The 13256-nt window shown below is 65.2% G+C and carries 10 protein-coding genes; 8 read left to right on the forward strand and 2 right to left on the reverse strand.

What is annotated here, in order from left to right; translation table 11 throughout:
- From astD to L0U82_RS06730, 5 genes are all read left to right on the forward strand, one after another.
- Positions 1-1464 (forward strand): succinylglutamate-semialdehyde dehydrogenase, encoded by a 1464-nt coding sequence (gene astD / locus L0U82_RS06710; protein WP_233829324.1) that lies wholly within the window; start codon positions 1-3, stop codon positions 1462-1464.
- Between the two features lie 9 nt (positions 1465-1473).
- A complete protein-coding gene (gene astB, locus L0U82_RS06715; RefSeq protein ID WP_233829325.1) occupies positions 1474-2814 on the forward strand; it encodes an N-succinylarginine dihydrolase in 1341 nt (446 codons plus the stop codon).
- A complete protein-coding gene (gene astE, locus L0U82_RS06720) occupies positions 2798-3901 on the forward strand; it encodes a succinylglutamate desuccinylase (protein WP_233829326.1) in 1104 nt (367 codons plus the stop codon). The genes astB and astE overlap by 17 nt, the downstream gene beginning before the upstream one ends.
- 139 nt (positions 3902-4040) lie before the next feature.
- Positions 4041-4835, forward strand: coding sequence for an ABC transporter substrate-binding protein (locus L0U82_RS06725; protein ID WP_233829327.1), 795 nt, complete (start codon positions 4041-4043; stop codon positions 4833-4835).
- Positions 4836-5220: 385 nt separating this feature from the next.
- A complete protein-coding gene (locus L0U82_RS06730; protein ID WP_233829328.1) occupies positions 5221-6618 on the forward strand; it encodes an EAL and HDOD domain-containing protein in 1398 nt (465 codons plus the stop codon).
- A 127-nt stretch (positions 6619-6745) separates the two neighbouring features.
- On the opposite strand, the gene L0U82_RS06735 is transcribed toward L0U82_RS06730, so the two are convergent.
- On the reverse strand, positions 6746-8203 hold the full coding sequence (locus L0U82_RS06735; RefSeq protein ID WP_233829329.1) for an HDOD domain-containing protein: 1458 nt from the start codon (positions 8201-8203) through the stop codon (positions 6746-6748).
- A gap of 95 nt (positions 8204-8298) precedes the next feature.
- Positions 8299-10113: a putative bifunctional diguanylate cyclase/phosphodiesterase gene (locus L0U82_RS06740; RefSeq protein ID WP_233829330.1), complete on the reverse strand. Its 1815-nt coding sequence runs from the start codon at positions 10111-10113 to the stop codon at positions 8299-8301.
- A 420-nt stretch (positions 10114-10533) separates the two neighbouring features.
- On the opposite strand from L0U82_RS06740, the gene L0U82_RS06745 reads away from it, so the two are divergent.
- The 3 genes from L0U82_RS06745 (at position 10534) to L0U82_RS06755 (ending at position 13230) form a co-directional block, all read left to right on the forward strand.
- Entirely contained in the window at positions 10534-11793 is a 1260-nt protein-coding gene (locus L0U82_RS06745) for an EAL and HDOD domain-containing protein (protein WP_233829331.1), read from the forward strand.
- 233 nt (positions 11794-12026) lie between these two features.
- On the forward strand, positions 12027-12590 hold the full coding sequence (locus L0U82_RS06750) for a peroxiredoxin (protein WP_233829333.1): 564 nt from the start codon (positions 12027-12029) through the stop codon (positions 12588-12590).
- 175 nt (positions 12591-12765) lie between these two features.
- Entirely contained in the window at positions 12766-13230 is a 465-nt protein-coding gene (locus tag L0U82_RS06755; RefSeq protein ID WP_233829334.1) for a hypothetical protein, read from the forward strand.
- Positions 13231-13256: the final 26 nt, after the last annotated feature.

Raw genomic sequence — 13256 nt, forward strand, 5'->3', positions numbered from 1 at the left:
ATGAGCAAGCTTTTTATCGACGGCGAATGGACCGCCGGCACGGGACCCGCATTCGCATCGCGCAACCCCGGCACTGGCGAAGTGGTGTGGGAAGGCAATAGCGCGTCGGCGGACGACGTCGATCGCGCGGTGCGTGGCGCGCGGCGCGCGTTCGCCGTATGGTCGGCGCTGCCGCTCGACGAGCGTTGCGCGGTGGTGCGCCGCTTCGCTGCGTTGGTGACCGAGCGCAAGGAAGCGCTCGCCGATGCGATCGGTCGCGAGACCGGTAAGCCGCTGTGGGAATCGCGCACCGAGGCGGCGTCGATGGCTGCGAAGGTCGAGATCTCGATCCAGTCGTACAACGAACGCACCGGTGAAAGACGCTCGGCGATGGCTGACGGCACCGCGGTGCTGCGGCATCGTCCGCATGGCGTGGTGGCGGTGTTCGGCCCGTATAACTTCCCGGGCCATCTGCCGAACGGCCATATCGTGCCGGCGCTGATCGCGGGCAACGCGGTCGTGTTCAAGCCGTCCGAACTCGCGCCCGGCGTCGCGGCGTTGACCGTGCAGATCTGGCACGACGCGGGTCTGCCTGCCGGCGTGCTGAGCCTCGTGCAGGGCGAGAAGGACACCGGCATCGCGCTCGCGAATCACCGCCAGATCGACGGACTCTTCTTCACCGGCAGTTCGGATACCGGCACGCTGCTGCACAAGCAGTTCGGCGGCCGGCCGGAGATCGTGCTCGCGCTCGAAATGGGCGGCAACAATCCGCTGGTGATCGGCCCGGTCGCGGATCTCGACGCAGCCGTGCATCACACGATCCAGTCGGCGTTTCTGTCGGCGGGGCAGCGCTGCACCTGCGCGCGCCGCATCTTCGTGCCCGACGATGCCGCCGGCGAGCGCTTTCTCGCGCGTCTGACCGAAGTCACCTCGGGTCTTCGCGTCGGCGAATACAACGCCGAGCCGCAGCCGTTCATGGGCGCGGTCGTATCGGCGCGCGCGGCCGCGCGGCTCGTCGCCGCACAGGAGCGTCTGCTCGCGAGCGGCGCGAAGGCACTGCTGAAGATGGAGCAACGCGATCCGCAACTCGGCTTCGTTACGCCGGCGATTCTCGACGTGACGGACGTGAAGGATCTGCCCGACGAAGAGCATTTCGGACCGCTCGCGCAAATCATTCGCTATCGCAACTTCGACGATGCGCTCGAACAGGCGAACGACACCGAGTTCGGCTTGTCGGCTGGCCTGCTCGCCGATGACGAAGCGCTATGGACGCATTTCCAGCGCACGATCCGCGCGGGCGTCGTCAACTGGAACCGGCCGACCAACGGCGCTTCGTCAGGCGCGCCGTTCGGCGGTCCGGGCCGCTCGGGCAATCACCGGCCGAGCGCGTACTACGCGGCCGATTACTGCGCGTATCCGATGGCGTCGGTCGAAAGCGCGCAACTGCAAATGCCCGCGAGCGTGTCGCCGGGCCTTCAATTCTAAGGATCGACGATGCAAGCCACTGAAGCCAATTTCGACGGTCTGGTCGGCCCGACTCACAACTATGCGGGGCTGTCGTTCGGCAACGTCGCGTCGCAGAGCAACGAGAAATCGGTCGCGAATCCGAAGGCCGCGGCGCGCCAGGGTCTGCGCAAGATGAAGCAGCTCGCGGACCTCGGTTTTCACCAAGGCGTGCTGCCGCCGCAGGAGCGTCCGTCGATGCGTCTGTTGCGCGAACTCGGTTTTTCCGGCGATGACGCGAGCGTGATCGCACGCGTCGCGAGCAACGCGCCCGAGTTGCTGGCGGCCGCGAGTTCGGCCTCGGCGATGTGGACCGCGAACGCGGCGACCGTAAGCCCGTCCGCCGACACGCACGACGGCCGCGTGCACTTCACGCCGGCCAACCTGTGCAGCAAGCTGCATCGCGCGATCGAACATGAATCGACGCGCCGCACGCTGAACGCGATTTTCGGCGACCGTGACCGCTTCGTCGTGCACGAGGCGCTGCCCGGCACGCCCGCGCTCGGCGACGAGGGTGCCGCGAATCACACGCGTTTTTGCGAGCAGTACGGCGCGCGCGGCGTCGAATTCTTCGTGTATGGCCGCAGCGAATATCGTCGCGGGCCGGAGCCGAAGCGTTATCCGGCGCGCCAGACTTTCGAGGCGAGCCGCGCGGTCGCGCATCGTCACGGCTTGCAGGATGCGGCCACGGTGTTCGCGCAGCAGAATCCGGAGGTGATTGACGCGGGGGTGTTCCATAACGACGTGATCGCGGTCGGCAATCGCAACACGCTGTTCTGCCATCAGCTTGCGTTCGTCGAACAGAACGCGGTGTACGACGAACTGCGCGCGAAGCTCGCGAGCCTGCATGCGGGCTTCAACGTGATCGAAGTGCCCGACGCGCAGGTGAGCGTCGCCGATGCAGTCTCGTCGTATCTGTTCAACAGCCAGTTGTTGACGCGGCCCGACGGCAAGCAGGTGCTGGTGGTGCCGCAGGAGTGCCGCGAAAATCCGCGCGTGGCTGCATATCTCGACGAGTTGACGTCGCACAGCGGGCCGATCGACGAGGTGCTGGTGTTCGATCTGCGCGAGAGCATGAAGAACGGCGGCGGCCCCGCCTGTTTGCGTCTGCGGGTGGTGCTCGACGACGCGGAGCGCGCGGCGGTCGCGCCGGGCGTGTGGATCAACGATGCGTTGTTCGGCCGCCTCGATGCGTGGATCGAAAAGCACTATCGCGATCGTCTCGCACCATCCGATCTGACCGATCCGCAACTGCTGGTCGAATCACGCACCGCGCTCGATGAACTGACGCAGATTCTCGACCTGGGCTCGCTGTATGACTTCCAGCGCTGAGCACGCACTGCCGGGTGCAGCGTCGAGCCCGCTCGTCGACGACTTCCTCGCGTGGACACTCGCCGGCACGCGACCCGCCGAGCACGAAACGTCCGAAGCGCAGCGCGTGTGCGCGAACGGCGTGCGCTGGACATGGCTCGATGACGGCGTGTTGATGATGGAGCCCGCCGAAGCAAGCGCTCCCATCCGCAGCGTGCTCGTGTCGGCGGGCGTGCATGGCGACGAGACCGCGCCGATCGAACTGCTGTCGCGCATCGTCGCCGATATCGCGCAGGGCCGCGCCGCGCTCGCGTGCCGGCTGCTGGTGATTCTCGGCAACATCGACGCGATGCGCGACGGCTGCCGATATCTCGACGACGATCTGAACCGGCTGTTCAGCGGCCGTTATCTGCAACTGCCGGGCAGTCATGAAGCGCCGCGCGCGGCCGCGCTCGAACAGGCCGCGCTGCGCTTTTTCGCTGCGGCATCCGACGCGCCCGGCGCGCGCTGGCATATCGACATGCATACGGCGATCCGCGCTTCCGTGTTCGAACGCTTCGCGCTATTGCCGCATACCGGCAAGCCGTTGTCGCGCGCAATGTTCGAATGGCTCGGCGACGCGCGGATCAGCGCGGTGCTGTTGCATACGACGAAGGGCAACACGTATTCGCACTTCACCGCGCAGGCGTGCGGCACCGAGGGCTGCACGCTCGAACTGGGCAAGGTGCGGCCGTTCGGCCAGAACGATCTGACGCGTTTCACCGGTGCCGATCTCGCGGTGCGCGCGCTGCTCGCCGGCACGCGGGTCAACGTGGATCGTGACGTGCAAGCCGATGCCGATCCCGCCGCGGCAATGCCGCGCGTCTTCACCGTGATCGATCAGTTGACCAAGCAAAGCGACGCGTTCGAACTGCTGCTCGCAGCCGACGTGCCGAACTTCACGCCATTCGCGAAGGGCACCTTGCTCGCGCGCGACGGCGACTATCGCTACACCGTGCGTCACGACGAGGAACGCATCGTGTTTCCGAATGCGACGGTCAAGCCCGGCCTGCGTGCCGGTCTGCTCGTGATCGATACCACCGCCGAAACGCTGCCGACACTTGTCTAGACAGGTAGCGTGTACAATCGCGGCCTCCGCGGCTGCCGCAGATAACCTGCCGGCCGCGAATCTGGTTCGCGGCGGGCGTAAACCGCCTGTCCCCGCCGAGCCGGCTCTGTTTCAGTCAACCCCGTAAGGACCACCCGTAATGAAGAAGAATTGGCCCAACATGGCCGCGCTCGCGTTGTTCGCGACGGCGGTTTTCGCGGCAGGCACCGCATCGGCGGCGGATATCAAGGAAGTGCGCTTCGGCGTCGAGGCGTCGTATGCGCCGTTCGAATCGAAGTCGCCGGCCGGCGAACTGCAGGGTTTCGATATCGATGTCGGCAATGCCGTGTGCGCAAAACTGAAGGCCAGATGCGTGTGGGTCGAGAATTCGTTCGACGGTCTGATTCCGGCACTCGAGGCGCGTAAGTTCAACGCGATCAACTCGGACATGACGATCACCGACCAGCGTCGTCAGGCGATCGATTTCACCGATCCGATCTACACAATCCCGAATCAGATGATCGCGAAGAAGGGCAGTGGCCTGCAGCCGACACCCGCATCGCTGAAGGGCAAGCATGTCGGCGTGTTGCAAGGCACGATCCAGGAAACTTACGCGAAGGTGCGCTGGGCACCGGCCGGCGTCGACGTCGTGCCGTATCAGACCCAGGACCAGATCTACGCGGACCTCGCGTCGGGCCGTCTCGACGCGTCGTTCCAGGATGCCGAAGCTGCATCGAAGGGCTTTCTGAAAAAGCCGCAGGGCGCGGGCTTCGAATTCGCCGGTGCGGCCGTCAGCGACGAGAAGCTGCTCGGCGCGGGCGTCGGCTACGGCGTGCGCAAGAACGACAAGGCGCTGAAGGACGCGCTGAACGGCGCGTTGAAGGAGCTGAAGGCGGACGGCACGATCGACCGGCTCGCCGCGAAGTACTTCGACGTGAAGGTGGTGCTGAAGTAAGTTTGCGTTGCGCGTCGCTTCGGTGCGATGCGCAGTGTTGCGACGACATTGCCATCGCAGTCGCCATGACGCGGCGATGGCGTTTCAACCGGTATCGATGCAAACGGCCGCCATGCGCGGCCGTTTGCATTTGCGCGTACCCGTGTACACGCATGCGATGCGACGCGGTGAACGCGCGAGCATCCCCGCGATCAGGCAAATTTTTGAGATATTGCCGCGCAAACGTATGCGGTCGCAGGCGCCCCGCGATAAAATCGCGAGACATGCCGTGCCCGCGCGAGGACCCTGACCACCGTCATAACCCTGTGCGATAGTGCGGCGAGAACCAAGAACATAGCGCTACAAAACAGCGGCAAGCACAAGCGGCGCTGAGCGGGGACCGGGAATGACCACCATCGCAATCGACACAGTGAATCAGAGCGGCTCGACCAACGACGCACCGCTTACGGCCAGCTTCGCGCGGCAGCCCATTCTGAATCGGGACGGCATGCTGTGCGGCTACGAGATCAAGGTGCGCGCGCCTGAATTGCCGCTCACGCCGCCAGACGAAGCGGACCACGCGGCATCGCAAGCCGCAAGCCCGGCCCCCACCGAAACCGAGACCGAAGCCGACGTATTGCCGGGCCGCGCGCCGACTCCGGCCGAGCGCGTCGCGCGTGCGATCGTGCAGGGTCTCGTGCAGCCCGACGTGCGCGGCGCGCTGACCGGCCATCCGGCCTACATCGACGTGAGCCGCGACCTGCTGCTCGACGACGCGATCCTCAGGCTACCCGCCGAGCGCTTCATGCTCGAACTGCCGCCGTCGCTCGAAGTCGATGACGCGTTGATCGCCCGTCTCGTCTATCTGCATAGCCGCCGCTACCGTTTCGTGCTCGACAACGTCACGCAGCCCACCGAGACCTTCGCGAAGCTGCTGCCGTATGCCGAGGTCGTCAAGATCGATATCTCGCGCGCACCTCCGGCGCTGCTGCGGAAGCTCTCGAGCGTGTTGAAGTCGGCGGGCAAGCTGCTGCTCGCGTCGAACCTCGATGCGCAGGAGGATTTCGAAACCGCGCATGAACTCGGCTTCGACCGGTTTCAGGGTTATTACTTCGCGCGCCCGCAAAGTTCGGCTACGCGTCGCGTCAGCGCGCCGCGTCACGCGCTGCTGAATCTGCTGCAACTGCTCGCGGGCGACCCGACCGTCGCGCAGCTCGAAGCGGAGCTGAAGCTGAACCCGGTGCTGGTGATGCATCTGATGAAGCTCGCGAATTCGAGCGGTCTCGCCGTCGGCCATAAAGTGACGACGCTGCGCGACGCGATCAACGCGACCGGCACCGACCGCATCGCGCGCTGGACGCAATTGCTGCTGTATGCGGACGGCCGCAAGGTCGCACTCGAAGACGACCCGCTACTGCAACTCGCGGCCACCCGCGCGCGCTTCATGGAACTCGCGATCGAGCGCATGCCCGAGGCGGGCCGCGACGAAGCCGATGCCGCATTTCTGACCGGCGTGTTTTCGTTCGTCGACGCGGTATTCGGTGGCTCGCTCGAAAAGACGCTGAACATCCTTACGCTATCGCGGCCGATTCAGGCGGCGATCCTGCATCGCGAGGGCAGGCTGGGTCTGCTGCTGAGCGCGGTCGAAGCGCTCGAATGCGGCGCGTGGGAGCGCGTGGGCGAGCTATGCGAGCGTCTGCAGCCTTTGACGCTGGAAGAAGTCGCGCAGCTGGGGCTCGCGGCGGGCGCATGGGCCGGCGTTGCGGATCGCAGCGCCGCGGGACTCGAACGCATTGAGGACTGAGCGCCGGGCGGCGCACACTCGCGCGAGGTTTGATTCAAGCCTTGCGCCATATCGGCGCGGTTTTGTTTTCGGGCAAACACAGAACGGATGACAATGAAGCACGGCGCTCAACGATCGCGCCACGTCCTCACATCATCTCCATTTCCCGCATCTGCCCCTGGCCGAAAAAACGGCCTAACTCCTTGGCCAGTTCGTTGAGTACGCCCATCTCCTTCTGCGAGATGCGGCGCGGCTCCTGCGTATGCGACCAGTCGCCGTACAGCAGCGCGACGGTCTGCTCGGTTTCGTCGACGACCGGCAACAGCACGAACGCGCGGGCGTCGTCGAACGCGCGACGGAACCATTCGGGCAGGCGCGCGACCATCTTCGGGTCGCGCGCGTTCTCAATGAAGATGCCCACCGAATTCGCAATCGCGAGATGAAACACGTCGGGCTCGAACGCGGTGTTGAACGTGAGCCTCGGCAACGCGGCATCGATCTTCGGGCCCAGCCCGAGACGCGCCTTGAACGTACCGTTGCTGTGCTTGACGAACACCACGGTGCGCGCAAAGCCGAGTCCGGCAAGCACGGTTTCCGCGGCCATGCCGAGCGCCGGCTGTAGCGGGCTGCCTTCGGGCAGGTTGCGCAGATCCGTCACGCCGACCGCGATGCGCGCCTCGGGCGACAGCGCCTCGCGTGCAATCGCATCGGCATTCGCGCGCAGCTCGACGATCTCGCGCATCACGCTGTCGCCGCCTTCTTCGGCCGCGAGCGCGACGCTCATCTGTAGCAACACGTCGGGGTCGGTGTTCAGCGCGCCGCTATATTCCTGCGCCAGTTCGCCGATACGTGCCTCGCGCTCGCCCTCGGGCATGTTCTGCTGCGTGAGCACGTCAGCGACCGCGGTCGAATAATTGGTGATCGCGCGCAGCCATTGCACCTGGCGCGGCTGCTCGGTGTCCTGCGGATCGAATTCGCCCATGCCCGAGCGGATCGTGTCGGGCAGGCGCCAACGCACCGCGGCTTCCGCGCCGATCTCGTCGAACGTGACGCCGAGCACGAGCACGCATGCGTCTGCTTCGAGCGCGCCGCCGTCGATATGGCGGCGAATCTGGTCCCACTCGGCGTCGAGATAGAACACCACCAGCAGCTTGCCGATCTGCCGCATCAGCGTGCAGACCACCGCTTCCTCGCCGGCACGCAGATCGCCGCGTTCGGTCAGCTTGCGCGCGACGCAGCCGGACAGCAGCGTGCGGTTCAGTTCGAGTTTCGCGTCGATGCGGCGCGGTGCGCTGTGATGAAAGTGATCGACGATCTTCAGGCCGACCACCAGATGGCCGACCGCATCCATACCCAGCACCATCAGCGCGCGCGATACGGTTGTGATATTGCCGCCAAATGCCATGTACATCGCCGAGTTCGCGAGCCGCAGCACTTTCTGTGTGAGCGCGAAATCCGACAACACCACCTGGACGAGGCCGGTGAAGTCGAGGTCGTCGTTGTTCATCGCTGCCATGGTGGTGCGCAGCGATTGCGACAGCATCGGGAAATCGCCGCGTTCGCTCATGCGCGCCCAGAGCCGGTCGAGCACTGCCGCCTTTACCATGTGAGTCCCGCCAAAGCCATACGTATTCCAGTAAGTGCCACGCCGGTGGTGAGCCGGCTTGTTCCACTACGGTGGCGCCGTGTCTGCATCGGCCGCTACGCGCTGTGGAGCTGAAGCTCGCGCGATTCGAAACGCCGCGCCAGTTCGTCGGACGGGAGCGCTTTACAGACGACCCAGCCCTGAATGTGATCGCAGCCCATCTCCGTGAGCAGCGTGCGTTGTTCTTCCGTTTCGACGCCTTCGGCAACCAGTTCGAGATCGAGCGTTTGAGCCAGCCCGACGACCGCGCTAACGATTGCCTGATCGTTTCGCGAGGTTAGCAGATTCTCGACGAAACTCCGGTCGATCTTCAATTTGGCCAGCGGAAACCGTTGCAGATACGCGAGACTCGAGTAACCGGTGCCGAAATCGTCGATCGCGAAGCGGATGCCCATCGCGGTCAGATCCTCGAGCAACGCCTTCGCATGGACCGGATCGTGCATCAGCAGGCTCTCGGTGATCTCGAAGACGACCCGGCGTGGATCGATGCCGGTCAACTCGATCGCTTCGTGCACCGCGTCCTTGAAGCGCGGATCGCGGAACTGCTGCGGCGACACGTTCACGGCCACGTACTGCATCGGGATGCCTTTTGCATCCCACTGGATCAACTGCATGCAGGCGACCTTCAGCACCCAGTTGCCGAGGAAGTTGATCAGGCCGATCGACTCCGCGAGCGGGATAAACATCGACGGTGGCAACAGCCCGTGCACCGGGTGCGTCCAGCGGATCAGCGCTTCCACGCCGACCACGCCGTGGGTGCGGCTGCTCGTGATCGGCTGGAAGTGCAGCGAAAACTCGCCGTTGCGCACGCCGTCGTACAGATCGGCCTCCAGCTTCAGGCGCTCGGCGTCGGCGGGGTTGTCGTCCGGCACGTAGAACGCGAGCGTGTTGCCGCCCGCGGCCTTCGCCTGCAACAGCGCATGGTCGGCCCAACGCAACAGATGAGTGTCGTGGCTCGCCGTGTCGTTCGCGTGACGCACGTCCGGATACAACGCGATACCGATGCTCGCCGACAGGTGCACCTGCTGGCCCTTGAACACATACGGTTGCTGGATCGCGTTTAGCAGACGGCGTGCCAGCGCTTCGGCGGCGGCCGCCGCGTCGGTGCGGTTGGCGGCCGGCTTGACCAGAACCGCGAACTCGTCGCTGGCGACGCGCGCGAGCGTTTCGTTCGGGCTCGTCATATTGAGCAGCCGGCGCGACGTGTCGCGCAGCATTTCGTCGCCGGCATCGTAGCCGAGCGCGCGGTTCACGCGCTGATAGTCGTCGATGTCGAGCAGCAGCAGCGCGACCGGCGTGCCGTGCGCGTCGGCCTGGTGCTGCGCGTCGAGCAGCGCGTGCAGCAGGCCGGACTGGTTCGGCAGGCTGGTCAGGCGATCCAGATGCAGGGCTTGAGTCAGGCGCTCCTCGGTGGCGCGCCAGGACGACACGTCGAAGCCGGCGATCGCGTAGCCTGCGACGCCGTCGTGATGGCTGCGCACGACGCGCAACTCGACCGTGATCGGGTAGGTCAGCGACTTGACGAGCCCGAGCGTCGCCTTCTCGACGTTGCCCGATGTCGCGGCGAGCTTGAGCAGCGCGTCGAGGCGCGGGATATCGGCCGGCGCGACCAGATCGTGCAGTGTGGCCGTTTCCAGATATTCGCGGTGGTAGCCGATGAAGCGCAGGCTCGCGTCCGACACGTAGATGAAGCGCAATGCATCGTCGACGTGCGCGAGCAGGTCGACCGCGCCGACCACCTGTTCCAACTGCGGAGCGCGATTCGTCTCGGCTGGCGGTGTTTCGTCGGCCCGTCGGCCGAATCCGCGAAGCCGGTCGATGACCGTGCGCAGGGAGCCCCGGCGGGGCGCGGTGATCGTATTTGCTTCCATGTATGTCGGTGGTGGCAACCTGATTGGGTCCGCTGGCGGGGCTGCTTGTCCGCCGGTTCAGGCGGCCTGGGGTTACCAGGCCGGCGTATCAGAACGAGATAACGGCCCGCGACGCGAAATCTTTAGCGGACGCTATCAAAAACATCGGCTAAGGAAATGCCCTTGTGCCACGGCTAGGGCGATTCGGCTAAAGTGGCGCCGCTTTTTGTCCGTTAATACGGCAAACCCTGTGTGCGGTGACGGCTGTGCCGTCGCCTGCTGCCCTTTCGAATCCTGTGCCGATGATCCATGTCCGAACGCTCCATTGCCCGGTCAGTCAGGCCCCCCGGGTCCTTCCCGGGATTTTCCCGGTAGGCCGAGGTGCTTGATATCACCACTGGTTCATCTGCTGGCTCATCCGCCGGATCTGCCGCTGACGACATGCTGTTCGATGTCGCCGCGCAGTCCGTCTATCTCGGCCGCCAGCCGATCCTCGATCGCAACGGCGCGCTCAACGCTTATGAGCTGCTGTTCCGCGCGGGCGCGCACAACTACGCCGAAATCAGCGACGACGCCCAGGCGACCGCCCAGGTGGTCGCACGCACGATCGGCGGGATCGGTGTGCCAGCCGTGCTCGGACGGCATCGCGGCTTCGTCAATATCAACCGCACGCTGCTCTTTAGCGACATCGTCCATCTGATGCCGCCCGAGCGCTTCGTGCTCGAAATCCTCGAGACGGTGCGCTTCGACGTATCGCTCGCGCATCGTCTCGACGAGCTGCGCGGCGCCGGCTTCGAAGTGGCGCTCGACGATGTCCGCGAGATTTCGGACGAACTGATCGCGATGCTGCCGTATGCGGACATCGTCAAGATCGACTTCCTGCAGACGCCGCGCGAGCTGGTTGCAAAGCTCGCGTCGATGCTGCGCGGCTACGGCAAGACGCTGATCGCCGAGAAGGTCGAGACTCGCGAGGACTTCGCGCTTGCGCACGAACTCGGCTTCGATCTGTTCCAGGGCTACTTCTTCGCGCGGCCGCAGGTGCTGACCGCGCCGCGCAACCGCTCGTTGCGGCCGGGCCTGCTGCGGCTGCTCGCGCTGCTGTCGCGCGACGCCGGCATCGTCGAACTCGAAGCGGAGCTGAAGCTGAACCCGAGCGTGGTCGTGCAGTTGCTGCGTCTCGTCAATTCAAGCGCGTTCGGGCTCGGGCGCAATATCGCGTCGCTGCGCGAGGCGATCATCGCAACCGGCACGCGGCAGATCGCGCGCTGGGCGCAACTGCTGCTGTATGCCGATACCGGCGATCTGCCGTGGCGTGCCGATCCGCTGGTGCAGCTGGCCGCGACGCGTTCGCGCTTCATGGAGCTTGCCGCGAACTGGCTGCGCCCGTCCGACGGCGATTTCGCCGACGCGGCGTTCATGACCGGGATTTTTTCGCTGGTGCATGTCGTGCTCGACAGCACGCCGCGCGCGGTGCTCGAAAAGCTTGGCCTCGCTCCGCAGATTCGCGAAGCGATCGTCACGCACCATGGCGAACTCGGCGCGCTGCTGCGCATCGCCGAAGTGGCCGGCGAGGGCCGCGATCCCGCGCCGCTCGCGGCGGCGGCTGGCTTCACGCAACTGACGCCCGATGTGCTGTCCGAGCTGAATCTGTCGGCGGCGGCGTGGTTTGGCGCGCATGTGGCGGAGCCGGTTGTCAGATAGGGCGAGGGCGGGGCGCTTGAAGTGCTTCGGGCGTCTGGCGCATGTTCTTCCGGCGTGCTCTTCGGCTCGTTTCGTGCCGCAGCTTTTCAATCGGCTTGCGGTGCATGCTGCTTCGTACACGCGACACGCATCCGTGGTCCAATAGAATGCTTGGCGGCTGGTGCGGCATTTAGCCGCGCGAAACCGTCGCGGTTCATGGGACGCAACGCGTGCGCACACGCATGGAGGAGCAGATGAAGATAAAACAGCTACCGGCGACATTCGCCGCAGTCATCGCGATTGGATGCGCGATGCATTCGCCGCTTGCGTCGGCGACGCTCAAACCCGGCGATGCCGCGCCGGCGTTCACCGCCGATGCGTCGCTGGGCGGCAAGACCTACACCTATTCGCTGGCCGACGAACTGAAGAAGGGGCCGGTCGTGCTGTACTTCTATCCGGCCGCGTTCACGAAGGGCTGCACGATCGAGGCGCACGAGTTCGCGGAAGCCGTCGACGAATACAAGAAGTACGGCGCGACGGTGATCGGCGTGTCGCACGACAACATCGATACGCTGACGAAGTTCTCGGTCAGCGAATGTCGCAGCAAATTCCCGGTCGCGGCCGATGCCAACGCGAAAGTGATCGACGCCTACGACGCGGCGCTGCCGCTGAAAGGCGGCATGGCGAATCGCGTGTCGTACGTGATCGCGCCCGACGGCAAGATCATTTACGAGTACACCAGCATGTCGCCGGACAAGCACGTCGAGAACACGATGAAGGCGGTCAAGGATTGGGCGGCCACGCATAAGGCGCAGTGATATTGATCCGCTGTGCGGCATGTCGCTGCGCGTCGCGCGTGGTGCGGATGGCCACGCGGGCTCTACATCACAGACAGCTTTCGCGTGCGACGTTACGATGCGCGCAGCTGTCTTTGGCGCGCGGAGCCGGCGATCTCGCGTGCCACGTTAAACCCTTTTGCCGGGCGAACTAGCGATGCCAATTCTCGTTGCATTGATTGCGCTGATCGCGCTGGTGTATGGCGCGGTGCGCGCCTTTTATGCACTGCAGGTGGCCTTCGGGCCGGCCGTCGCGATTGGCGTCGCGGTACTGGCCGCGTTGCTGCTGATCGGCGCGCTTGCGTACTGGTGGCAGCGCCGCCGCGAGGTCGCGCCGAATGTGCGCGACGGCGACTGGACGCACGAGCTGACGGGCAGTTGGGGTTCCGTGCGACTCGCCGCGGCGAAACGGCTCTGCGAGATTCGCGTCGGCGAGCAGCAGGGCGCTTATATCTTTGCCGATCTATTAGGCGCCGAAACGCGGAGCCGCGACGGCAAAGCGTGGCTCGCGCTGAAGGTCAAGGACGCGCGCCAGGGCGAATGGCTCGTACCGATGTCGGGCGAGCGGCAGGCCCGGCAATGGCAGCGGATTTTTTCGCTGGCTGTCGAACAGAAGCTTTAACGACAGAAGCCTCACGTTCGTTGAAT

Origin of the sequence: Paraburkholderia sp. ZP32-5, from assembly GCF_021390495.1 — a bacterium.
In the GTDB taxonomy this organism is placed as follows: Bacteria; Pseudomonadota; Gammaproteobacteria; order Burkholderiales; family Burkholderiaceae; genus Paraburkholderia.

Coding starts and splice junctions, on each gene's coding strand:
- astD (WP_233829324.1), top strand. CDS start 1: ATGAGCAAGCTTTTTATCGACGGCGAATGGACCGCCGGCACGGGACCC.
- astE (WP_233829326.1), top strand. CDS start 2,798: ATGACTTCCAGCGCTGAGCACGCACTGCCGGGTGCAGCGTCGAGCCCG.
- L0U82_RS06755 (WP_233829334.1), top strand. CDS start 12,766: ATGCCAATTCTCGTTGCATTGATTGCGCTGATCGCGCTGGTGTATGGC.
- astB (WP_233829325.1), top strand. CDS start 1,474: ATGCAAGCCACTGAAGCCAATTTCGACGGTCTGGTCGGCCCGACTCAC.
- L0U82_RS06740 (WP_233829330.1), bottom strand. CDS start 10,113: ATGGAAGCAAATACGATCACCGCGCCCCGCCGGGGCTCCCTGCGCACG.
- L0U82_RS06725 (WP_233829327.1), top strand. CDS start 4,041: ATGAAGAAGAATTGGCCCAACATGGCCGCGCTCGCGTTGTTCGCGACG.
- L0U82_RS06745 (WP_233829331.1), top strand. CDS start 10,534: ATGCTGTTCGATGTCGCCGCGCAGTCCGTCTATCTCGGCCGCCAGCCG.
- L0U82_RS06735 (WP_233829329.1), bottom strand. CDS start 8,203: ATGGTAAAGGCGGCAGTGCTCGACCGGCTCTGGGCGCGCATGAGCGAA.
- L0U82_RS06730 (WP_233829328.1), top strand. CDS start 5,221: ATGACCACCATCGCAATCGACACAGTGAATCAGAGCGGCTCGACCAAC.
- L0U82_RS06750 (WP_233829333.1), top strand. CDS start 12,027: ATGAAGATAAAACAGCTACCGGCGACATTCGCCGCAGTCATCGCGATT.